The following is a 20,845-nucleotide window of genomic DNA, read 5'->3' on the forward strand; positions in this document are numbered from 1 at the left end:
CGTCCGCGTCCTTCCTTCCAACCAGGAGACAAACCATGAAGCTTCGTCAACTGATCCTCGCTGTCGCCGCCGTGGCGACCGGGATGTCCGCGCTGGTCACCACCAGCGCCCAAGCGCAAGCGCAGGCCAAGGAGCAGTTCTTCCCGCTGCTGTCGTACCGCACCGGGCCTTACGCCCCCAACGGCACGCCCTGGGCCAACGGCAAGCAGGACTACATCAAGCTCATCAACGCACGCGACGGCGGCATCAACGGCGTGAAGCTCACGTTCGAAGAATGCGAAACCGGCTACGCCACCGACCGCGGCGTGGAATGCTACGAGCGCCTCAAGAGCCGCCCGGGCGTGGCCCTGTTCGACCCGCAGGCCACCGGCATCACCTTCGCGCTGACCGAGAAGGTGCCCACCGACAAGATCCCGCTGATCACCCTGGGCTATGGCCTGTCGGTGGCGCAGGACGGCAACGCCTTCAAGTGGAACTTCCCGCTCATGGGCAGCTACTGGACCGGCGCCGACATCCTGATCCAGCACATCGGCCAGAAAGAAGGCGGCCTCGACAAGCTCAAGGGCAAGAAGATCGCGCTGGTCTACCACGACTCGCCGTTCGGCAAGGAGCCCATCCCCCTGCTGCAGGAACGCCAGCGCATGCACGGCTTCGACCTGCAACTCATTCCCGTGACCGCGCCCGGCGTGGAGCAGAAGGCCGCCTGGCTGCAGGTGCGCCAGAGCCGCCCCGACTACGTGCTGCTGTGGGGCTGGGGCGTGATGAACTCCACCGCCCTCAAGGAAGCCCAGGCCACGGGCTACCCGCGCGAGAAGATGTACGGCGTGTGGTGGGCCGGTGCCGAACCCGACGTGAAGGACGTGGGCCAGGGCGCCAAGGGCTACAACGCGCTCGCGCTCAACACCTCGGGCACGCAGCCCAAGGTGATCCAGGACATCCTCAAGCACGTGCATGACAAGGGTCAGGGCACGGGCCCGAAGGATGAGGTGGGCTCGGTGCTGTACACCCGCGGCGTGATCATCCAGATGCTCAGCGTCGAGGCCGTGCGCCGTGCCCAGGAGCGTTTCGGCAAGGGCAAGGTCATGACCGGCGAGCAGGTGCGCTGGGGCCTGGAGAACCTGGCGCTCGACCAGAAGAAGCTCGACGCGCTGGGCTTTGCCGGCGTGATGCGCCCGCTGTCCACCTCGTGCAACGACCACATGGGTTCGACCTGGGCGCGCGTGCACACCTGGGACGGCGCCAAGTGGAACTTCAGCTCCGACTTCATGCAGGCCGATGAACAGATCATCAAGCCCATGGTGAAGGCCGGCGCCGACAAGTACCTGGCCGACAAGAAGATGAGCCGCCGCGAAGCGTCCGACTGCAGCAGCTGACAGGGAACACCCCCGCCGCGCTTTGCGCGACCCCCTCGAGGGGGTGACACCTGCGGCCCGGCAAAGCCGGTTCCGCGGTGTCCCTCGATTGAGGTGGCTGGCGTTCGCGGCGTCATCTGCAAGGGCGGCGCGCTGCCCTTGCAAATGGTCCCCAAGGAACAGTTCATGAGCAAACCCATCCCCGTCCTCAACGTCAACGGCATCGAGGTCATCTACAACCACGTGATCCTGGTGCTCAAGGGCGTCTCGCTCACGGTCCAGGAAGGCCAGATCGCGGCCATCCTGGGCGGCAACGGCGCGGGCAAGACCACCACGCTGCGCGCCATCTCCAACCTGCTCAAGGGCGAACGCGGCGAGGTCACCAAGGGCAGCATCGAGCTGCGCGGCGAGCGCATCGAGAACCTCTCGCCGGCCGACCTCGTGCAGCGCGGCGTGGTGCAGGTGATGGAAGGCCGCCACTGCTTCGCGCACCTGACCATCGAAGAGAACCTCATGACGGGTTCGTACACCCGCAAGGACAAGGCCGAGGTCGCGCGCAACCTCGAGAAGGTCTACACCTACTTCCCGCGCCTGAAGACGCGCCGCACCAGCCAGGCCGCCTACACCAGCGGCGGCGAGCAGCAGATGTGCGCGATCGGCCGCGCGATCATGGCCAACCCCAACGTGGTGCTGCTCGACGAGCCCTCCATGGGTCTCGCGCCGCAGATCGTGGAAGAGGTGTTCGAGATCGTGAAGGACCTCAACCAGAAAGAGAAGGTCACCTTCCTGCTCGCCGAGCAGAACACCAACATGGCGCTGCGCTACGCCGACTACGGCTACATCATGGAAAGCGGCCGCATCGTGATGGACGGCGCCGCGGCCGACCTGCGCAACAACGAGGACGTCAAGGAGTTCTACCTCGGCATGGGCGGCGGCGAGCGCAAGAGCTTCAAGGACGTGAAAAGCTACAAACGCAGAAAGCGCTGGTTGGCCTGATGAACGAACACTTCGACGCGCTCGAAACGCGCCCGCCCGCACAACGCGAGGCCGAACACATGGCCGCGCTGGCGCGGCAGGTCGCGCACGCCCAGGCCAGCAGCCCGGCCTTCGCCGAGATCCTGCACGGTGTGGACGCGGCCGCCGTCAACAGCCGCGCCGCGCTCGCGCAGCTGCCCGTCACGCGCAAGAGCGCGCTGCTCGAACGCCAGCGCGCCCAGGTGGCGCGCGACGCCTTCGGCGGCTTCTCGGCGCTGGTGCGCGGGCCGCAGATGTCGCGCATCTTTGCCTCGCCCGGCCCGATCTACGAACCCGAGGGCGCGGTGCGCGACTACTGGCGCACCGGGCGCGCGCTGTTCGCTGCCGGCTTTCGCGCCGGCGAGCTGGTGCACAACGCCTTCAGCTACCACATGACCCCGGGCGCCTTCATCCTCGAGGCCGGCGCGCACGCCGTGGGCTGCACCGTGTTCCCCGCGGGCACGGGCCAGACCGAGCAGCAGTTGCAGGCCGTGGCCGAGCTGCGGCCCGATGCCTACACCGGCACGCCGAGCTTTCTGCGCATCCTGATCGAGAAGGCCGCCGAGACGGGCGCCGACATCGGCAGCCTGCGCAAGGCCAGTGTGGGCGGCGAGGCCTGCCCGCCCAGCCTCACGGCCTGGTTCGCCGAGCGCGGCGTCACCGTGTACCAGACCTACGCCACCGCCGACCTGGGCCTGGTGGCCTACGAAACCGCGGCCCGCGAAGGCCTGGTGCTCGACGAGGGCGTGATCGTGGAGATCGTGCGCCCCGGCACCGGCGAGCCCGTGCCCGACGGCGAGGTGGGCGAGCTCGTGGTCACCACGCTCAACCCCGGCTACCCGCTGATCCGCTTCGGCACCGGCGACCTGTCGGCCGTGCTGCCCGGCGCCTGCCCCACGGGCCGCACGGCGCCGCGCATCAAGGGCTGGATGGGCCGGGCCGACCAGACCACCAAGGTGCGCGGCATGTTCGTGCACCCGGGCCAGGTGGCCGACGTGGCGCGCCGCTTCCCGCAGGTGCGCAAGGCCCGGCTGGTGGTCAGCGGCGAGATGGCCAACGACCGCATGTGCCTGCGCGTGGAAAGCACCGAGCAGGGCGAGGCCCTGCGCGAGGCCATCGCCCACGCCGTGCGCGACGTGACCAAGCTGCGCAGCGACGTGGAGCTGCTGGCCCCGGGCAGCCTGCCCAATGACGGCAAGGTGATCGAAGACGCGCGCAGCTACCAGTGAGGCGCGGCAGCGGCCGGCCTTCGGGGGTTTCCCCAGGGGTCGGGCTACGTACTTTCCGCGATTTCCCGGTGGGACACGGGGACTAGGATTCGCCGGCACCATCCGCGGCCATCCCGCATTCCCATTGGAGACTCCTCATGAAGAAGCTCGCCACGCTTGCCCTGAGCGCCACCTTTGCGCTCGGTGCGTTTGCCCAGGCATTCCCGACCAAGCCGATCACCTTCGTGGTGCCCTTCGCCGCCGGCGGCCCGACCGATCTCGTGGCCCGCCAGCTCGCGGAGACCATGCGCAAGTACATCCCCAACGCCAACATCGTGGTGGAAAACGCCGCGGGCGCGGGCGGCACCATCGGCGCGGCCAAGGTGGCCCGCGCGGCCCCCGACGGCCACACCCTGCTGGTCTGGCACATCGGCATGGCCGCCACCGCCGGCCTGTACCGCAAGCTGCCCTACAAGCCGCTCGAAGACTTCGAGTACGTGGGCATGATCAACGACGTGCCCATGACGCTGCTGGGCTCGAACAAGCTCAACGCCAACACCTACCGCGACTTCGAGGCCTACATCCGCACCAACGGCGGCAAGCTCAACCTCGCGCACGCCGGCCTGGGCTCGGCCTCGCACCTGTGCGGCCTGATGTGGCAGCACGCGGTCAAGCTCGACAAGTCCATGACCACCATCGCCTACCGCGGCACCGGCCCGGCCATGAACGACCTCATCGGCGGCCAGGTCGACGTGATGTGCGACCAGACCACCAACACCACCTCGCAGATCGAAGGCGGCCGTGTGAAGGCCTTTGCCGTCACCACCGCCAAGCCCCTGAGCAAGCACCCCGTGCTCAAGGACTACCCCTCGCTGCAGGAGATGGGCCTCAAGGGCTTCGAGCTGACCATCTGGCACGGCATGTACGCGCCGAAAGGCACGCCCGCCCCGGTGCTCAAGACGCTCAACGACGCGCTCGTGAAGTCGCTCAAGGACGCCGACTTCATCAAGAAGCAGGACGAGCTGGGCGCCATCGTGGTGACCGACGGCCGCATGACGCCGGAAGGCCACAAGAAGTACGTGGCCGACCAGATCACCAAGCTCAAGACGGTGATCGACGCGGCCGGCCAGTACGCCGACTGAGTCAGGCACACCCCTGCGGCGCTCTGCGCCTTCCCCTTGCAGGGGACGACACCAGAGGCCCGGCGCAGCCGGTTCCTCGGTGTCCCCCGATGGAGACGCATGTGATTGCTTTGAGGGTCATCGACTCCATCACCCAGCTGCAGCCCGCCGACGCGGGCTGCATTGCTTTGAGCGGTTCGCACGGCGGCCTGAGCTCCTCACGCTACGCGATCGCGGCACGGCCGCTGCTCTCGGTGTTCAACGACGCCGGCGTGGGCAAGGACGCGGCCGGCATCGCGGGCCTGGCCGAACTGCAGGCCGCCGGTCTGGCCGCGTGCGCGGTGTCGCACACGAGCGCCCGCATCGGCCAGGCCGACAGTACATTGGCCGACGGCGTGGTCAGCCACGCCAACGCAGCCGCCCGCGAACTGGGCATCGAAACCGGTGTGGCGCTGCGTGGGCAGATCGAACAACTGCGAAGGAGACACGCATGAGCCCCCACACGAACCGCCAGAACCGCCTGAACCGCCGCCACCTGCTCGCGCTCGCCGCCGCCGGCGCCCTGCCCACCGCCTTCGCCCAGGGCGCCTGGCCCGGCCGGCCCATTCGCATCGTGGTGCCCTTCGCGCCCGGCGGCACCACCGACATCCTTGCGCGCACGCTCGCGCCCGAGCTCACCCGCGCGCTCGGCCAGAGCGTGGTGGTGGAAAACCGCGCGGGCGCGGGCGGCAACATCGGCGCCGAGCTCGTGGCCAAGTCGCCGGCCGACGGCTACACCCTGCTCATGGGCACGGTGGGCACGCACGGCATCAACAAATCGCTTTACAGCAAGCTGCCCTACGAGCCGCAGAAAGACTTCGCACCCATCACGCTGGTGGCTGGCGTGCCCAACGTGATGGTCATGAGCACCAAGCGCGCGCAAGAGCTCGGCATCGGCTCGGTGGCCGAGTTCGTGGCCTTCGCCAAGGCGCGGCCGGGCCGGCTCAACATGGCCTCGAGCGGCAACGGCACATCCATCCACCTCGCGGGCGAGCTGTTCAAGGCCCGCAACGGCATCTTCATGACGCACATCCCCTACCGCGGCTCGGGTCCGGCGCTGGCCGACCTGCTCGCGGGCGCGGTGGACGTGATGTTCGACAACCTGCCCTCGGCCATGCCGCACATCCAGGCCGGCAACCTCAAGGCCTTCGCGGTCACGAGCGCGGTGCGCTCGGCCGCCCTGCCCGACGTGCCCACCGTGGCCGAAGCGGGCAAGCTGCCCGGCTTCGAGGCCAGCTCGTGGTTCGGCCTGCTCGCGCCCGCGGGCACGCCGGCCGAGGTGGTGAACCGCGTGCAGCAGGAAACCGCCAAGGCGCTCAACGCGCCGGTGGTGAAGGAGCGCCTGCTCTCGCAGGGCGCCATCCCCAGCGGCAACACGCCGGCCGAGTTCGCGGCCCTGATCGACGCCGAGATCAGGAAGTGGGAGGCCGTGGTCAAGGCCTCGGGCGCGAAGGTCGACTAGACCCCCCAGACCACCTCGACGCCGGCCTTCAGGCAGCGCTCCAGCATCTCGATGAAGGGGGCGCTGCGCATGCGCAGGCTCACGGCCGCGCGCTCGGCGGCCTTGTCGTCGTCGCCATCGGCCTCATCGGCCGCAGGTTTCTGTTCGGCCTCTTCGGCCGCCACCGCGGCGCGCAGCCGCTCGATCGCGCGCGGGATCTCTTCGGGTTGCAGCACGCCCGGGCTGTGCGGGTCTTTGCCAATGATTTCGAGCAGCCGCTGGCCGTGGGGGCGCAGCATCACGAGGTCGCCCGTTTCGCGGGACTTGAATCGGTACACGGTCATGGACGGATTCTCCCAAGGCCAGCGGCCGAAACGGGCGCGGTCGCAAAAAGATACGCCCTTCCGCCGAATGGCGCCACCGCGGCGCCCCGGGCTACGGGTTTACCCCGTTGTGGCGAGATATTTCAAATCTAAACTAATTAGGTATGAAAACCTCTCTGCAGCGCATCCTGTGCATCGGTGGTGGCCCGGCGGGCCTGTACTTCGCGGCGCTGATGAAGCAGCGCCAGCCGTCGCTGGAGGTCACGGTGGTCGAGCGCAACCGCCCCTTCGACACCTTCGGCTGGGGCGTGGTGCTCTCGGACCAGACCCTGGGCAACCTGCGCCGGGCCGACCCGGTGACCGCGCAGGAGATCGGTGACGCCTTCAACCACTGGGACGACATCGAGGTGTTCTACAAGGGCCGCAGCGTGCGCAGCGGCGGCCACGGCTTCTGCGGCATCGGCCGCAAGCGGCTGCTCAACATCCTGCAGGCGCGCTGCCAGGCGCTGGGCGTGAACCTGGTGTTCGAGACCGACGTCACCGACGACCAGGCCCTGGCCGCGCAGTACCAGGCCGATCTCGTGATCGCCAGCGACGGCCTCAACAGCCGCATCCGCACGCGCTACGCCAGCACCTTCGAGCCCGACATCGACACCCGCCAGTGCCGCTTCGTGTGGCTGGGCACCAAGAAGACCTTCGACGCCTTCACCTTCGCCTTCGTGCCCACCGAGCACGGCTGGTTTCAGGCCCACGCCTACAAGTTCGACGCCGACACCTCCACCTTCATCGTGGAAACGCCCGAGCACGTGTGGCAGGCGCACGGCCTCGACCAGATGAGCCAGGAAGACGGCATCGCCTTCTGCGAAAAGCTGTTCGCGCCCTACCTCGACGGCCACCGCCTCATCAGCAACGCCGCCCACCTGCGCGGCTCGGCGATCTGGATCCGCTTCCCGCGCGTGATCTGCAAGACCTGGGTCCACCACCAGGACGTCGCGGGCCGGCGCACGCCCATCGTGCTCATGGGCGACGCGGCGCACACCGCGCACTTCTCCATCGGCAGCGGCACCAAGCTCGCGCTCGAAGACGCGATCGATCTCGCGGACGAGTTCGAACGCCACCCCGAGGCCGACGTGGCCACGGTGCTGCAGGCCTACGAGGCGCGCCGCAGCGTCGAGGTGCTCAAGATCCAGAACGCCGCGCGCAATTCCACCGAGTGGTTCGAGCATGTGGACCGCTACACCGGCATGGAGATCGAGCAGTTCGCCTATTCGCTGCTCACGCGCAGCCAGCGCATCAGCCACGAGAACCTGCGCCTGCGCGATGCCAAGTGGCTGGAAGGCTACGAGAACTGGCTCGAGAACTGTGGCCCCCACGCTCCGCCGCTGCGCGGGTCGCTGCCCCCCGAGGGCGCTGATCCGGCTTGGGGCGGCCCGGCGCCGGATCGCCCGCGCCGGCGTCCCACCCCGCCCATGCTGCTGCCGCTGCAGGTGCGCGGCGTGGCGCTCAAGAACCGCATCGTGGTCTCGCCCATGGCGCAGTACAAGGCGGCCGACGGCGTGGTGGGCGACTGGCACCTGATGCACCTGGGCGCGCGCGCCGCGGGCGGCGCGGCGCTGGTCATGGTCGAGATGACCAGCCCCACGCCCGAGGGCCGCATCACCCCGGGCTGCCCCGGCCTGTGGAACGACGCACAAGAGGCCGCGTTCCGCCGCATCGTCGACTTCGCGCACGCCCACGGCGACGGCGCGAAGATCGGCATCCAGCTCGGCCACAGCGGCCCCAAGGGCTCGACCCAGCTCGGCTGGGACGCGATCGACGAGCCGCTGCCGGCCGGCAACTGGCCGCTGCTGTCGGCCAGCGCCGTGCCCTATGGCCCGCAGAACCAGGTGCCGCGCGCCATGACCCGCGCCGACATGGACGCCACCACCGCCGCCTTCGTGGCCGCCACGCGGCGCGCCGCGGCCGCGGGCTTCGACTGGCTCGAGCTGCACTGCGCGCACGGCTACCTGCTCTCGGCCTTCATCTGCCCGCTCACCAACCAGCGCACCGACGACTACGGCGGCTCGCTCGAGAACCGCTGCCGCTACCCGCTCGAGGTGTTCGCGGCCATGCGCGCCGTGTGGCCCGCCGACAAGCCCTTCAGCGTGCGCATTTCGGCGCACGACTGGGCCCCGGGCGGCAACACGCCCGACGACGCCGTGGCCATCGCGCGCCTGTTCAAAGCCGCGGGCTGCGATGTGATCGACGTTTCTTCGGGCCAGACCACGCGCGCGGCCAAGCCGGTCTACGGCCGCATGTACCAGACGCCCTTCGCCGACCGCATCCGCAACGAGGTCGACATCCTCACCATGGCGGTGGGCGCGATCAGCGAGGCCGACCACGCCAACAGCATCGTGGCCGCCGGCCGCGCCGACCTGTGCGCCGTGGCGCGCCCGCACCTGGCCAACCCGGCCTGGACGCTGCACGAAGCCGCCAAGCTGCAAACCCGCGCCGTGACCTGGCCCGCGCCCTACCTGAGCGGGCGCGACCAGCTCTACCGCGAGATCGCGCGCCAGCAGGCGGTGCGCGAGGAGGAAGAGGCCACCAAGTGAACGACATTGAAAACCTCGACCTCGAAGCGCGCGCCCACAGCGAGCACGCGCACGCGCTGCGCCTGTGGCTGCGCCTGCTGACCTGCTCGCAGCTGATCGAAAAGCGCGTGCGCGCCGGCCTGCGCGAGCACTTCGACACCACGCTGCCGCGCTTCGATCTCATGGCCCAGCTCGAACGCCACCCCGAGGGCCTGAAGATGAAGGAGCTGTCGCACCGGCTCATGGTCACGGGCGGCAACGTCACCGGCATCACCGATCAGCTCGTGGCCGAAGGTCTGGTCGAGCGCACCGGCGTCGAAGGCGACCGCCGCGTGTTCCGCGTGCGCCTCACCGAGCGCGGCCGCCGCGCCTTCGCCCAGATGGCCGAACAGCACGAGCACTGGATCGTCGAGGCCTTCGAAGGCCTGTCGCCGCGCGACCTCGAGCAGCTGCACAAGCTGCTCGGCAAGGTCAAGCAGCACCAGCTCGACCTCAACCACCGCCTCAACGACGCCGCCGAATGAAACACCCCATCCCCGACCACAACCCCATGCGCGGCCAGTACGGCCCGGCCGCGGCCGCCCCGAAACACTTCGCGCTGTCCATCGCCGACGGCGTGGCCACGGTCACGCTCAACCGGCCCGAGCGCAAGAACCCGCTCACCTTCGATTCCTATGCCGAGCTGCGCGACTGGTTCACCGGCCTGCAGCGCGCCACCGACGTGAAGGCCGTGATCGTGAGCGGCGCGGGCGACAACTTCTGCTCGGGCGGCGACGTGCACGAGATCATCGGCCCGCTCACGAAGATGAGCATGCCCGAGCTGCTGGCCTTCACGCGCATGACCGGCGCGCTGGTGAGCGCCATGCGCGCCTGCCCGCAGCCCATCGTGGCCGCCATCGACGGCGTGTGCGCGGGCGCGGGCGCCATGATGGCCCTGGCCGCGGACCTGCGCCTGGGCACGCCGCGCGCGAGCACCGCCTTCCTGTTCACGCGTGTGGGCCTGGCCGGCGCCGACATGGGCGCCTGCGCGCTGCTGCCGCGCATGATCGGCCAGGGCCGCGCGAGCGAGCTGCTGTTCACCGGCCGCTCGATGAGCGCCGCCGAGGGCCACGCCTGGGGCTTCTTCAACGCGCTGCACGAGCCCGAGCAGCTGCACGGCGCCGCGCTCAAGCTCGCGAAGGCGCTGGCCGAGGGCCCGACCTTCGCGCACGGCATGACCAAGACCATGCTGCACCAGGAGTGGGCCATGACCCTGGACCAGGCCATCGAGGCCGAGGCCCAGGCCCAGGCCATCTGCATGCAGACGCAGGACTTCCGCCGCGCCTACGAGGCCTTTGCGGCGAAGCAGCGCCCGGTGTTCGAAGGCGACTGAACAGCACGCACCATGGTCGCCTTCGATCGCCCCCACCCCCCGAGCCCGCCGCAGTCGCAGTGGGAACTGCCGTTCTTCGGCGAACACCACCGCACGCTCGCGCTGGGCCTGGCTGACTGGGCCGGGGCGCAGCAGGTCGACGAGCGCGACGACCGCCGCGCCTGCCGCGACTGGGTGGCGCGCCTGGGCGCGGCCGGCTGGCTGCGCTACTGCGTGCCCGCGGCGCACGGCGGCGCGCTCGACAAACTCGACTCGCGCGCGCTCGTGGTCCTGCGCGAAACCCTGGCCTTCCACTCGCCATTGGCCGACTTCGCGTTCGCCATGCAGGGCCTGGGCAGCGGCAGCATCACGCTCGCGGGCAGCGAGGCGCAGCGCGAGCAGCGCCTGCGCGCGGTCGCCAGCGGCGCGCAGATCGCGGCCTTCGCACTCAGCGAACCCGAGGCCGGCTCCGACGTGGCCGGCATGCAGACCTCGGCGCGCGCGGTCGACGGCGGCTGGGTCATCGACGGCAGCAAGACCTGGATCAGCAACGGCGGCCTGGCCGACTTCTACGTGGTCTTCGCCAAGACCACGGCCGACGCCGGCGCGCGCGGCATCAGCGCCTTCGTGGTGCCGGCCGATGCGCCGGGCCTGGACAGCTCGGCGCACATCGACGTGATGGCCCCGCACCCGCTGGCCACGCTGCGCTTCGACGGCTGCCGCGTGGGCGCCGACGCGCTGCTGGGCACGCTCGACGGCGGCTTCAAGCTCGCCATGCAGACGCTGGACATCTTCCGCGCCTCGGTGGCCGCGGCCGCGCTGGGCATGGCGCGGCGCGCCTTCGCCGAGGCCGTGGCGCACGCGAAGCAGCGCCGCATGTTCGGTCAGCACCTGGCCGACTTCCAGCTCACCCAGGCCCGCCTGGGCGAAATGAGCGCGCTGATCGATGCCGCCGCCGTGCTCACCTACCGCGCCGCCTGGATGCGCGATGAAAGCCCCACCCAGGGCGCGGGCACGCCGGCCTACACCGCGGCCGCTGCGGCCGCCAAGCTCACCGCCACCGAGAACGCGCAGCGCGTGATCGACATGGCGGTGCAGATGTTCGGCGGGCGCGGCGTGCGCGTGGGCGAGGTGGTCGAACACCTCTACCGCGACATCCGCTCGCTGCGCATCTACGAAGGCGCCAGCGAAGTGCAGTTGCTCATCCTCGGCAAAGCCGCCCTGAAGCCATGACCTCCGCCCAGACCGACCGCTTCGTGCACGACCGCCTGCCCCCGCGCGAGGCCTGGCCCGAGCTGCGCTTCGACACGCCCGAGCTGCAGGCCATTCCCGCGCAGGTGAACCTGGTGCAGGCGCTGTTCGACCGCGCCTTCGCCAACGGCCACGCCGAACGCCCCTTCCTGCGCAGCGACGCGCGCAGCCTCAGCTACGCCCAGGCGCGCGAGGCGGTCAACCGCATCGCCAACCTGCTGGTGCGCGAGCGCGGCCTGGTGCCCGGCAACCGCGTGCTGCTGCGCGGCGGCAATTCCGTGGCCATGGCCCTGGCCTGGCTCGCGGTGGTGCAGGCCGGGCTGGTGGTGGTGGCGACCATGCCGCTGCTGCGCGCCAAGGAGCTCAAGGCCATCATCGACAAGGCCCAGCCCGCGCTGCTGCTGTGCGACGCCGCGCTCACCGCCGAGCTCGAGGCCACGCAGTGCGGCCTGCCGATGCTGCGCTTCAACACCGACGCGGCCGACGGCCTGGAGGCGCTCGCTGCGGGCCAGCCCGCGCAGGCCGCGCCCTGCCCCACCGCGGGCGAGGACATCGCGCTGCTGGCCTTCACCTCGGGCACCACCGGCGTGCCCAAGGCCGCCGTGCACACCCACCGCGACGTGCTCGCCGCCTGCGAATGCTGGCCGCGCCACGTGCTGCGCGCCACGCCCGACGACGTGGTGATGGGCTCGCCGCCGCTGGCCTTCACCTTCGGCCTCGGCGGCCTGCTGATCTTCCCCATGTGGGCCGGCTGCTCGGTGTATTTCCCCTCGATCCCGTACACGCCCGAAGCCATGGTCAGGCTCATCATCGAGAAGGGCGCCACCATCTGCTACACCGCGCCCACCTTCTACCGGCAGATGGCGCCGTTCGCGCAGCAGCACGGCATCGGCGGCCTGCGCATCTGCGTGAGCGCGGGCGAAGGCCTGCCCGACGCCACGCGCCAGCTCTGGAAGCAGGCCAGCGGCATCGAGATGCTCGACGGCATCGGCGCCACCGAGATGTTCCACATCTTCATCTCGGCCGCGCCCGAGGCCGTCAGGCGCGGCGCCATCGGCACCGTGGTGCCGGGCTACACCGCGCGCGTGGTGAACGAGCAGGGCGAGCCCGTGCCCGACGGCCAGATCGGCCGCCTCGCGGTGATCGGCCCCACGGGCTGCCGCTACCTCGACGAGCCGCGCCAGGCGCAGTACGTGCAGAACGGCTGGAACTACCCCGGCGACGCCTTCGTGCGCGACGCCGACGGCTACTTCGTCTACCAGGCGCGCACCGACGACATGATCATCACGGCCGGCTACAACGTGGCCGGGCCCGAGGTCGAATCCGCCCTGCTCGCCCACCCGGCCGTGGCCGAGTGCGGCGTGGTCGGCCGGCCCGACGAGGAACGCGGCCAGGTGATCGTGGCCTACGTGGTGCTCAAGCCCGGCCACAACGGCGATGCCGCGCTCGTGAAGGCGCTGCAGGACCACGCCAAGGCCAGCATGGCCCCCTACAAATACCCGCGCGAGGTGCTGTTCGTGGAGCGCCTGCCGCGCACCGAGACCGGCAAGCTGCAGCGCTTCGCCCTTCGCCAGCAAACACCATGAGCAACCAACACCTCCACCCCGAAGGCTGGGCAGCGGCCAAAGGCTACGCCAACGGCATCGCTGCGCGCGGCACGCAGATCTTCGTCGGCGGCCAGATCGGCTGGAACGGCCAGCAGCAATTCGAGAGCGACGACTTCATCGCCCAGACGCGCCAGGCGCTGCAGAACGTGCACGACGTGCTGCGCTGCGCGGGCGCCGGCCCCGAGCACATGGTGCGCATGACCTGGTACATCCTCGACCGCGACGAGTACAACGCGCGCCTGCGCGAGCTCGGCGAGGCCTACCGCGCGGTGATGGGCCGCCACTTTCCGGCCATGACCTGCGTCGAGGTGCGCCGCCTGGTCGAGGCGCGCGCCAAGGTGGAGATCGAGGTCACGGCCGTACTGCCTGACTGAGCGTTCGCCCCCACGCTCCGCACTGCGTGTCGTCGCTGCCCCCCGAGGGGGCGCAGGCCTCCCTTGGGGCGGCCCGGCGGGAGGCCTGACCCGCCCCCACGCGCAGCACGCGTTCAACCAAGGTCGAAGCCCGGCCCGTCCACCGCGTCGGTGGGCAGCGTGAAGCGCACGCGGCAGCCGCCGTCGGGCGTGGCGTCGCAGCTCAGGCAGCCGCCGTGGCGCGCCACGATGCGGTGGCTCATGGCCAGGCCCACGCCCAGGCCCTCGAACGCGGTGGAGTGGTGCTGGCGCTGGAACAGCAGGAACAGCTTCTCGGCGCGCTGGCGGTCGAAGCCCACGCCGTTGTCCTCGACGTGAAACACCAGGCTGCCGTCGTTGCCGCGCATCCAGCCCACGTGCACCACCGGCTGCGCCACGTCGCGCGTGAACTTGACCGCGTTGTCGAGCAGGTGGCGCCAGAGCTGGGCCAGCAGCATGGGGTCGCCGCGCACGGTGGGCAGGTCGGGGGCGATGCGCCAGTCGATGGGCGCGCGCGCCGCGCCGCGCTCGCGCAGCGCCGGCAGGTGGCCCAGCACGCTGGCCACCACCGGCCCGAGCGGCACGTCCTGCACGTCGAGCTGGGCCCGGCACAGGTGCACGTAGTCGTGCATGGCCTCGACCATCTCGCCCAGGCGGCTCGAGGCCTGCTGGATGCCCGCGGCGTATTCGTCGATGGCCGCGTCGCCCAGCCCTTCGGTGCGCTCGCGCAGCAGGCGCAGGTAGGCCAGCACGTGGCGCAGCGGCGCGCGCAGGTCGTGGCCGAGGATCTGCGAGAAGCCCTCCATCTCGCGGCGCAACAGGCCCAGCGAGCGCTCGGCCGCCTGCAGGCGGCGCTGCAGCACCTCGACCTCGGTGCGCGGCACCAGGGCCTCGCGGTCGCGCCAGCGCGAGAGGTCGAGCAGCACGGCGTCGAAACCCAGGTGGCTGTCTTCGGCGTCGCGCAGCGGCGTGGCCATGAGCAGGGCCGAGAACACCTCGCCGTTGGCGCGGAACAGGTTCAGGCGCAGCTCGCCGGGCCGCGGATCGGCCTTGAGCTCGTCGAGAAAGGCCTGCAGCGCCTCTCCGCGCGGGTCGTGCTCGGGAATGCCCAGGAAACGCGCCAGCGGCAGCATGAGCCGCGGCGGGTTGAACCAGCGCGTGGCGGTTTCATTGGCCGCGCAAACGTGCCGGTCGGCGGTGACCAGGATCAGCGCCAGCGGCGAGCGCTCGCCGGGCACGGGGGGCCAGGTGGTGACGGCCGAGGGGGTGTTCAGCGAAGCGGGCAGGTCTGCAGACGTCATGGAACGGCACAGGGCGCGCGGTGTGCAGCGCGCATCATGCCCGCATCGCGCGCGCCGCGCCAGCGCTTCAGGTGCGCACCTTGCCGTCGCCCGTGAGCATGGACAGCTCGGCAAAGCGCGAGGCCACGTGGTTGTTGGGGCCGAGCGAAATCTGGAAGCCGCCGAAGCTGGTGTCGCCGATGGCCTCGAGCCCGCTCACCAGGCCGTCCGACGAGAGCTTGCCGCCGCCGCGGCGCGCGCCCTCGGCGAGCAGGCGCGCGGCCAGGTAGCCCTCGAAGCTCGAGAAGTTGGGCTGCACCTTGCTGCCGCCGCGCTCGATGGCGTCGAGGAAGTCGCGCGTGATGGGGCGCGTGGTGGTGAAAGGGTTGGGCACCACCTGCGAGATCACCACGCCCGCGCCGTCCTTGCCCAGCGCGTCGGCCAGGGCCTGCGTGCCCACGAAAGACACGTTGTAGAAGGTGCCGCCATAGCCGGCCTTGCGCGCCTCGCGGATGAAGGCCGCGCACGAGGCGTAGGCGCTCACCTGCACGATGGCCTTGGGCTGCGCCGCGACCAGCGTGGCCACGGCCTGTGCCACGTCGACCGAGTTGCGCTCGACCGTGGCGGTGGCCTTGGGCTTGAGGTTGCGCTGGTTCAGGGCCAGCGTCACGCCGTCGAGGCCGGCCTTGCCGTAGGCGTCGTTCTGGTGGAACACCGCGATGTCGTTGAGGCCCAGGCTGGTGAGCTGGCGCACGATCAGCGCGGTCTCGTCGTTGTACGAAGCACGCAGGTGAAAGGCCAGCCGGTTGAACGGGGTGCGCAGGCCCATGGCGCCGGTGAAGGGCGCGATGAAGGGCGTGCCGGCCTGCGTGGCCAGCGGCAGCGCGGCCAGGCTGGTGGGCGTGCCGATGTAGCCGAACAGCGCGGTGCAGCCGCGCGAGAGCAGCTGGCGCGTGTTCTCGGCGCAGCGGTCGGGCTCGTAGCCGTCGTCGAGCTTGACGATTTCGATGCGCTGGCCGTTGACGCCGCCCTGCTGGTTGAGCAGGTCGAAGTAGAGCTGGGCGCCGGCGTTGAACTGGATGCCGAGCTGGGCGGCCGGGCCGCTGAAGGCGGCCGACTGGCCGAGCACGATGCGGTTGCTCTGGGCGTGCAGCGCGGGCGCGGCGATCAGGGCGGCGCCGGCGGCGGTGAAGGCACGGCGGGACAGACCCGTGGCAGCGGGTCGCAAGGGCAGACGGGGCATCGGGGCGCTCCTGGCAGGGGCTGGTACAGGCCCGGGTTCCTCCCCCGGGTATCAAGTCCGCTGCATGCTACCGAGCGACCGGGGCGGCGGCGGCGCGTTCGGGCGCTGCATTCGGCCGTTGATCGATTCTTTGTCCTTGGCTTGTCCGGGGGTTTCGCTCGGGGACCTCGCTGGGCGGGAGATGGGGTTCGCGGGCTCCGGCGTGCTCGCGGGCGGCGGCCCGGGCACACCAGCGCCGCGGCGTCAACACCTTGGCTGGTGCGCGCCCTCTGTGGCAACCGCGAATGGCGCCTGCGCCCGCGAACCCCATCACCCGCCCCGAAGCAACCTGGGCGCGCCAGCGCTGGTGTGCCTGCCCTTCGATGGGGCCGATGGCGCGGGTGCCCGTGCGCAGGCGCCATTCGCGGTTGCCACAGAGGGTGCGCTCAGATCACGGCGTTGACGAAGGGCTGTCTGCGCCCACGGGCAGTCGCCCGCGAGCACGCCGGAGCACGGGCACCCGCGCCATGGGCCCTGAAGAGGCACCTCCGAGAAACAAGCCCAAGAAAACTCAAAACCGCCGCACGAACTCCACCCCCGCCGCCAGGGTGCGGCCCGCGCCCGGCTCGAAGAAGCGGTTGTTGCCGTCGTTGACGATCACCGAGCCCACGTGGCGGCGGTCGGTGAGGTTGTCCACGCGCACGAACTGGCGCCAGGTCCAGGGCCCCACCACCTGCTCGAAGCGCGCGCCCAGCGCGAACAGCGTGTGGCTGGCGGCGGCGTCGGTGTTGAGGTCGTTCACGTAGACGCGGCCCGTGTGCCGCGCCTCCAGCGTGAACACACCGCCCACCGCCTGCGCCCAGGCCGGCGACCACGCGAGCTGCGCGTAGAGCTGCTGCGCTGGCACGCCGGGCAGCGCATTGCCGGCGGGAAAGCGCGCGTCGGCCGAGGCCTCGTAGCGCGCGCGCAGGTAGGTGTAGGCGCCGCTCAGCAGCCACTCGCTGCCCAAGGCCTGCTCGGCCGAGAGCTCCAGCCCGCGGCGCGCCGTGCGGCCCGCGTTGGTGAACACGGTGCGCCCGCCCGAGCTGCTCTCGACCACGATCTCGTCGCGGGTCTGGATGTCGAACAGCGTGGCGTTCCACAGGCCCCCCGTGTGCCGCCCGCGCAGGCCGAGTTCGGCGCTGCGGCTGCGCGCCGCGTTGAGCGCGGTGTTCAGGCCGCTCGCACCACCGGCGCGGTACGAGGCCTCGTTGAGCGTGGGCGTCTCGAAGCCCTGGCCCACGCTGCCGAACAGCTGCAGCTGCGGCGCGAGCTGCCAGCGCGCGCCCACCACCGGCAGCGTGCGCGAATACGAGACCTCGCCGCTGTCGTTGCCGTTCGACAGGAAGCGGTCGCTCGAGCGGTACTCGGCGTTCACGTGCCGCAGCCCGCCTTCGAGCGTGAGCGCCTCGCGCACCCAGGCCGCGCGCAGGTAGGGGTCGAGCGTGTCGGCGCGGTTGGTCTCGTCGCGCCGCAGGTTGCCCTGCACGCCGATGGCCGTGGGCGCGCCCGCGGGCCCGGTGTAGTTGTTGTAGCCGCGGCGCAGGTCGTCCTGGCGGTCGGCGGCCAGGCCCGCGCTCAGGTCGAGCTGGCCGCCCTGCCATTCGCGCTGCAGGCGCCAGCGCGCGTTGAAGCCCCAGTAGTCGCGGTCGAGGTCGATCACCGCGCCCGGGCTCGTGGCCGGGTTCTGCGCCGTGGGCGGAATGGACTGGAACTGCACCACGCGGCGCTGACCCGCGTAGCCCATGAGCTCGATCTTGTGGCCGCCGCCCAGGGCCTGGTCCCAGGCGATACCGAACTGCGTCTGCGCCACCGACTTGCGCGTGTTGAAGGCGATCGCCTGCGGCGTGGTCTGCTCGGGGTTGGCGTTGAGCTGGGCGCGGTCCAGGCCCTGCGGGTCGAGCGCGAACGCGGTCTGGCGGTTGAACACCAGCACCGTGCGGCCACCCTCGTGCGCGCGCGAGAGCTTGGCGTTGGTGGTGCTGCGGTTGGCGGCCGACTGCGGGCGCAGGCCGTCGGTTTCGAAGCGGCCGGTGTCGAGCGTGTACGACCAGCCCGGCGACCGCGCGTCGCCGGTCTGGCCCGTGAGCTGCGTGGACAAGCGCCACAGGCCATTGCCCGCCAGCGCCAGGCCGCTGCGCCACTCGGTGGGCTGGCGGCCGTCTTCGGTGTAGAGCAGGATCGCGCCGCCGCTCGATGCGCCGTAGAGCGACGCGAACGGGCCGCGCACCACCTCGATGCGGTCGGCGCTGCCGAGCGGGAAGTTCGCGGCCTGGCCCGAGCCGTCGGGCGCGCTCGCGGGAATGCCGTCCACGAACAGGCGCACGCCGCGCACGCCGAAGGTGGCGCGCGAGCCCGCGCCGCGCACCGAGACCTGCAGGTCCTGCGCGTAGTTCTCGCGGTTGCGGATCACCAGGCCCGGCACGCGGCCCAGGCCTTCGGAGAGGTTGATCTGCAGGCGGCCGTCGCGCAGCTCGCGGCCGTCGACCACGTCGACCGAGGCGCTGCCGCGCCAGCGCGCCTCGGCCTCGCCGCTGCCGGTGATGACCACGGGGGCCAGGGCGCCGCCGTCGGCCACGGGCGGCGGATTGGCGGTCTGGGCGTGGGCGCTGGCCGCGGCCAGCAGGGCGGCGCCCCAGGCCAGCGGATGCGGGGGGGCGAAGGCGCGATCGGCGCGATTCATGTTCATGTGTCTCCTCGGATGCTCGGCCCTCTGCGGGGCAGCGGCATTGTGGGTTGCAAGCCTCGCGCCACCCGCGCCGCGGGCCAATACCCCATCGCACCACCCGGCTGTTGTGTGACGCAATGGAACACCTGCGCCAGCGGGGGCGTCCCATAATCGTTCGCTTTGCCCCTGGGGCGGCACCGCCCGCCCGGCACGGCACGCCCCGCATGAGCCCCACCCCTCCCCGCGTCCTCAGCATCGCCGGCAGCGACTCCGGCGGCGGTGCCGGCATTCAGGCCGACCTCAACACCTGCAGCGCCCTCGACTGCTTCGGCACCACGGCCATCACCGCGATCACCGCGCAGAACACGCAGGGCGTGCGCGCGGTGCACGCCCTGCCCGCGGCCCTGGTGGCGCAGCAGATCGATGCCGTGGCCGAAGACATCGGCGTCGACGCGGTGAAGATCGGCATGCTGCACGGGCCCGAGGTCGTGCGCGCGGTGGCCGGCGCGCTGCGGCGCCACGGCCTGCGCCGCGTGGTGCTCGATCCCGTGATGGTCGCCAGCAGCGGCGACCGGCTCGTCACCGACGAGACCGTGGCCGCGATGCGCAGCGAACTGTTCCCGCTGGTCATGCTGGTCACGCCCAACCTCGACGAGGCCGCGGCCCTGCTGGGCCGGCCCATCGCCACGGTGGACGCGATGCAGGCCGCGGTGCCCGAACTGCGCGCGCTGGGCGCGCAGGCGGTGCTCATCAAGGGCGGCCACCTGGTGGGCGATGTGCTCAGCGACCTGCTGATCGACCCCGAGGGCTCCACGCTGTGGCAGAGCCAGCGCATTGCCACGCGCAACACCCACGGCACGGGCTGCACGCTCTCGAGCGCCATCGCCTGCGGCCTGGCGCGCGGGCTCGCGCTGCGCGAGGCCGTGGCGCAGGGGCGCGACTTCGTGCGCGGCGCGCTGCAGGGCGCAGCGGGCTGGCGGCTGGGCCAGGGCCCCGGGCCGCTGGACCACGGCTGGGCCCGGCACGCGCATTGACCGGGCGCAACACGGCGGCCACCGGCCGGCGATAAGCTCGGGCCCTGCGCTTTTTTTCACCAGGAGATCCCATGAGCAAAAAGACCGCCAAGCCCGTCATGGCCGTGAACATCGGCATCAGCGAGAAAGACCGCGCCGCCATCGCCAAGGGCCTGAGCCACCTGCTGGCCGACACCTACACGCTGTACCTCACCACGCACAACTTCCACTGGAACGTCACCGGCCCGATGTTCAACAGCCTGCACGCCATGTTCATGGCGCAGTACACCGAACTGTGGAACGCGGTCGACCCGATCGCCGAGCGCATCCGCTCGCTGGGCCACGTGGCCCCGGGCAGCTACGCCGAGTTCGCCAAACTGAGCTCGCTGCCCGACGCGCCCGCCACCCCGCCCAAGGCAATGGAGATGGTGGCCATCCTGGCCAAAGGCCACGAAGGCGCGGCGCGCACCGCACGCGCCATGTTCGAGCTGGTCGACAAGGCCAACGACGAACCCACGGCCGACGTGCTGGTGCAGCGCCTCACGGTGCACGAGCAGACGGCCTGGATGCTGCGCTCGCTGCTCGAGGAGTGACGCGCGGGCGGCGCGCGTTCAACGGCGATCGCCCTTGCGCGCGCCCTTGTGTTCGGTCTTGAGCACCTCGCCCGAGCGCGCGTCCACCGTGAGCTCCACGCGCTCGCCCTGGGCCGTGTAGGCCTTCACTTCGTAGAGCCGCTCGCTTTCGCGCTCCACCTCGTGGATGTCGCGAAAGCCCTGGCGCTGCAGGGCGTCGGTCACCTGGCCGAAGCCCATGGCGGCCGGGCCGGCGGGCGCGGCAGGGGCCTGGGCCTGGGCCAGTGCGGCCGACAGGATCAGGGGCATGAGCACAAAGGTCTTCTTCATGGTGTTTCCTTTCGGGATCAAGGGGGATGGGCATGGCACCGGGTGGCGCCAT

Annotated in this window: 19 protein-coding genes; 14 read left to right on the forward strand and 5 right to left on the reverse strand. The window is 71.0% G+C overall.

The features are described from left to right. The first annotated feature begins 35 nt into the window (after nt 1–35). The 6 genes from WDZ95_RS09095 (at nt 36) to WDZ95_RS09120 (ending at nt 6,196) form a co-directional block, all read left to right on the forward strand. Complete coding sequence (locus tag WDZ95_RS09095; RefSeq protein ID WP_425777882.1) at nt 36–1,373, forward strand: ABC transporter substrate-binding protein; 1,338 nt, start codon at nt 36–38, stop codon at nt 1,371–1,373. 165 nt (nt 1,374–1,538) lie between these two features. Beyond that, nucleotides 1,539–2,348 carry an ABC transporter ATP-binding protein gene (locus WDZ95_RS09100; RefSeq protein WP_425777884.1) on the forward strand — a complete coding sequence of 270 codons (810 nt, stop codon included), beginning with the start codon at nt 1,539–1,541 and terminating at the stop codon, nt 2,346–2,348. Continuing rightward, the gene (locus WDZ95_RS09105; protein ID WP_425777886.1) at nt 2,348–3,595 is read left to right on the forward strand and encodes a phenylacetate--CoA ligase family protein; all 1,248 of its coding nucleotides are present in this window, start codon (nt 2,348–2,350) and stop codon (nt 3,593–3,595) included. The genes WDZ95_RS09100 and WDZ95_RS09105 overlap by 1 nt, the downstream gene beginning before the upstream one ends. A gap of 137 nt (nt 3,596–3,732) precedes the next feature. Next, nucleotides 3,733–4,716 (forward strand): tripartite tricarboxylate transporter substrate-binding protein, encoded by a 984-nt coding sequence (locus WDZ95_RS09110; protein WP_425777888.1) that lies wholly within the window; start codon nt 3,733–3,735, stop codon nt 4,714–4,716. Between the two features lie 110 nt (nt 4,717–4,826). Beyond that, nucleotides 4,827–5,189 (forward strand): hypothetical protein, encoded by a 363-nt coding sequence (locus tag WDZ95_RS09115; protein WP_425777890.1) that lies wholly within the window; start codon nt 4,827–4,829, stop codon nt 5,187–5,189. Further along, nucleotides 5,186–6,196, forward strand: coding sequence for a tripartite tricarboxylate transporter substrate binding protein (locus tag WDZ95_RS09120; protein ID WP_287469665.1), 1,011 nt, complete (start codon nt 5,186–5,188; stop codon nt 6,194–6,196). The genes WDZ95_RS09115 and WDZ95_RS09120 overlap by 4 nt, the downstream gene beginning before the upstream one ends. Here the strand turns inward: WDZ95_RS09120 and WDZ95_RS09125 are convergent. Then, nucleotides 6,193–6,519, reverse strand: a complete 327-nt coding sequence (locus WDZ95_RS09125) for a DUF1840 domain-containing protein (protein WP_425777892.1) — start codon at nt 6,517–6,519, stop codon at nt 6,193–6,195. The two genes, WDZ95_RS09120 and WDZ95_RS09125, sit on opposite strands and share 4 nt — an antisense overlap. Nucleotides 6,520–6,662: 143 nt before the next feature. On the opposite strand from WDZ95_RS09125, the gene WDZ95_RS09130 reads away from it, so the two are divergent. Genes WDZ95_RS09130 through WDZ95_RS09155 form a run of 6 tightly spaced genes read left to right on the forward strand, consistent with a single transcriptional unit; the run spans nt 6,663 to nt 13,651 of the window. Further along, complete coding sequence (locus tag WDZ95_RS09130) at nt 6,663–9,089, forward strand: bifunctional salicylyl-CoA 5-hydroxylase/oxidoreductase (protein WP_425777894.1); 2,427 nt, start codon at nt 6,663–6,665, stop codon at nt 9,087–9,089. Continuing rightward, entirely contained in the window at nt 9,086–9,592 is a 507-nt protein-coding gene (locus tag WDZ95_RS09135; RefSeq protein WP_205710648.1) for a MarR family winged helix-turn-helix transcriptional regulator, read from the forward strand. Before WDZ95_RS09130 ends, WDZ95_RS09135 begins: the two co-directional genes overlap by 4 nt. Continuing rightward, nucleotides 9,589–10,440 carry an enoyl-CoA hydratase family protein gene (locus tag WDZ95_RS09140; RefSeq protein WP_166227825.1) on the forward strand — a complete coding sequence of 284 codons (852 nt, stop codon included), beginning with the start codon at nt 9,589–9,591 and terminating at the stop codon, nt 10,438–10,440. Before WDZ95_RS09135 ends, WDZ95_RS09140 begins: the two co-directional genes overlap by 4 nt. A gap of 12 nt (nt 10,441–10,452) precedes the next feature. Next, nucleotides 10,453–11,652 carry an acyl-CoA dehydrogenase family protein gene (locus WDZ95_RS09145; protein WP_425777897.1) on the forward strand — a complete coding sequence of 400 codons (1,200 nt, stop codon included), beginning with the start codon at nt 10,453–10,455 and terminating at the stop codon, nt 11,650–11,652. Beyond that, a complete protein-coding gene (locus WDZ95_RS09150) occupies nt 11,649–13,256 on the forward strand; it encodes an AMP-binding protein (protein ID WP_425777899.1) in 1,608 nt (535 codons plus the stop codon). Before WDZ95_RS09145 ends, WDZ95_RS09150 begins: the two co-directional genes overlap by 4 nt. Next, nucleotides 13,253–13,651, forward strand: a complete 399-nt coding sequence (locus WDZ95_RS09155) for a RidA family protein (RefSeq protein WP_425777901.1) — start codon at nt 13,253–13,255, stop codon at nt 13,649–13,651. Before WDZ95_RS09150 ends, WDZ95_RS09155 begins: the two co-directional genes overlap by 4 nt. A gap of 113 nt (nt 13,652–13,764) precedes the next feature. Here the strand turns inward: WDZ95_RS09155 and WDZ95_RS09160 are convergent, their stop codons facing one another. The 3 genes from WDZ95_RS09160 to WDZ95_RS09170 all read right to left on the reverse strand — a co-directional run bounded on the left by WDZ95_RS09160 (nt 13,765) and on the right by WDZ95_RS09170 (nt 18,893). After that, the gene (locus WDZ95_RS09160; protein WP_425777903.1) at nt 13,765–14,970 is read right to left on the reverse strand and encodes a sensor histidine kinase; all 1,206 of its coding nucleotides are present in this window, start codon (nt 14,968–14,970) and stop codon (nt 13,765–13,767) included. 67 nt (nt 14,971–15,037) lie between these two features. After that, nucleotides 15,038–16,192, reverse strand: coding sequence for an ABC transporter substrate-binding protein (locus WDZ95_RS09165; RefSeq protein ID WP_425777905.1), 1,155 nt, complete (start codon nt 16,190–16,192; stop codon nt 15,038–15,040). A 550-nt stretch (nt 16,193–16,742) separates the two neighbouring features. After that, nucleotides 16,743–18,893: a TonB-dependent receptor family protein gene (locus WDZ95_RS09170; RefSeq protein ID WP_425777907.1), complete on the reverse strand. Its 2,151-nt coding sequence runs from the start codon at nt 18,891–18,893 to the stop codon at nt 16,743–16,745. A 209-nt stretch (nt 18,894–19,102) separates the two neighbouring features. Between WDZ95_RS09170 and thiD the strand changes: the two genes are divergently transcribed. Further along, nucleotides 19,103–19,912, forward strand: coding sequence for a bifunctional hydroxymethylpyrimidine kinase/phosphomethylpyrimidine kinase (thiD, locus tag WDZ95_RS09175; protein WP_425777909.1), 810 nt, complete (start codon nt 19,103–19,105; stop codon nt 19,910–19,912). A gap of 71 nt (nt 19,913–19,983) precedes the next feature. After that, complete coding sequence (locus WDZ95_RS09180; RefSeq protein ID WP_166227840.1) at nt 19,984–20,484, forward strand: Dps family protein; 501 nt, start codon at nt 19,984–19,986, stop codon at nt 20,482–20,484. Between the two features lie 18 nt (nt 20,485–20,502). Here WDZ95_RS09180 and WDZ95_RS09185 read toward each other — a convergent pair whose 3' ends face one another. After that, entirely contained in the window at nt 20,503–20,793 is a 291-nt protein-coding gene (locus WDZ95_RS09185) for a PepSY domain-containing protein (RefSeq protein ID WP_425777912.1), read from the reverse strand. Nucleotides 20,794–20,845: the final 52 nt, after the last annotated feature.

The organism is Hydrogenophaga sp. T2 (assembly GCF_049843535.1).
Classification (GTDB): domain Bacteria; phylum Pseudomonadota; class Gammaproteobacteria; order Burkholderiales; family Burkholderiaceae_C; genus Hydrogenophaga; species Hydrogenophaga crocea.

What these genes read in the sequence shown, in the direction of transcription:
- thiD (WP_425777909.1), top strand. Translation starts at nt 19,103, where the DNA reads ATGAGCCCCACCCCTCCCCGCGTCCTCAGCATCGCCGGCAGCGACTCC.
- WDZ95_RS09130 (WP_425777894.1), top strand. Translation starts at nt 6,663, where the DNA reads ATGAAAACCTCTCTGCAGCGCATCCTGTGCATCGGTGGTGGCCCGGCG.
- WDZ95_RS09105 (WP_425777886.1), top strand. Translation starts at nt 2,348, where the DNA reads ATGAACGAACACTTCGACGCGCTCGAAACGCGCCCGCCCGCACAACGC.
- WDZ95_RS09100 (WP_425777884.1), top strand. Translation starts at nt 1,539, where the DNA reads ATGAGCAAACCCATCCCCGTCCTCAACGTCAACGGCATCGAGGTCATC.
- WDZ95_RS09145 (WP_425777897.1), top strand. Translation starts at nt 10,453, where the DNA reads ATGGTCGCCTTCGATCGCCCCCACCCCCCGAGCCCGCCGCAGTCGCAG.
- WDZ95_RS09170 (WP_425777907.1), bottom strand. Translation starts at nt 18,893, where the DNA reads ATGAATCGCGCCGATCGCGCCTTCGCCCCCCCGCATCCGCTGGCCTGG.
- WDZ95_RS09125 (WP_425777892.1), bottom strand. Translation starts at nt 6,519, where the DNA reads ATGACCGTGTACCGATTCAAGTCCCGCGAAACGGGCGACCTCGTGATG.
- WDZ95_RS09120 (WP_287469665.1), top strand. Translation starts at nt 5,186, where the DNA reads ATGAGCCCCCACACGAACCGCCAGAACCGCCTGAACCGCCGCCACCTG.
- WDZ95_RS09150 (WP_425777899.1), top strand. Translation starts at nt 11,649, where the DNA reads ATGACCTCCGCCCAGACCGACCGCTTCGTGCACGACCGCCTGCCCCCG.
- WDZ95_RS09140 (WP_166227825.1), top strand. Translation starts at nt 9,589, where the DNA reads ATGAAACACCCCATCCCCGACCACAACCCCATGCGCGGCCAGTACGGC.
- WDZ95_RS09095 (WP_425777882.1), top strand. Translation starts at nt 36, where the DNA reads ATGAAGCTTCGTCAACTGATCCTCGCTGTCGCCGCCGTGGCGACCGGG.
- WDZ95_RS09165 (WP_425777905.1), bottom strand. Translation starts at nt 16,192, where the DNA reads ATGCCCCGTCTGCCCTTGCGACCCGCTGCCACGGGTCTGTCCCGCCGT.
- WDZ95_RS09155 (WP_425777901.1), top strand. Translation starts at nt 13,253, where the DNA reads ATGAGCAACCAACACCTCCACCCCGAAGGCTGGGCAGCGGCCAAAGGC.
- WDZ95_RS09160 (WP_425777903.1), bottom strand. Translation starts at nt 14,970, where the DNA reads ATGACGTCTGCAGACCTGCCCGCTTCGCTGAACACCCCCTCGGCCGTC.
- WDZ95_RS09110 (WP_425777888.1), top strand. Translation starts at nt 3,733, where the DNA reads ATGAAGAAGCTCGCCACGCTTGCCCTGAGCGCCACCTTTGCGCTCGGT.
- WDZ95_RS09180 (WP_166227840.1), top strand. Translation starts at nt 19,984, where the DNA reads ATGAGCAAAAAGACCGCCAAGCCCGTCATGGCCGTGAACATCGGCATC.
- WDZ95_RS09185 (WP_425777912.1), bottom strand. Translation starts at nt 20,793, where the DNA reads ATGAAGAAGACCTTTGTGCTCATGCCCCTGATCCTGTCGGCCGCACTG.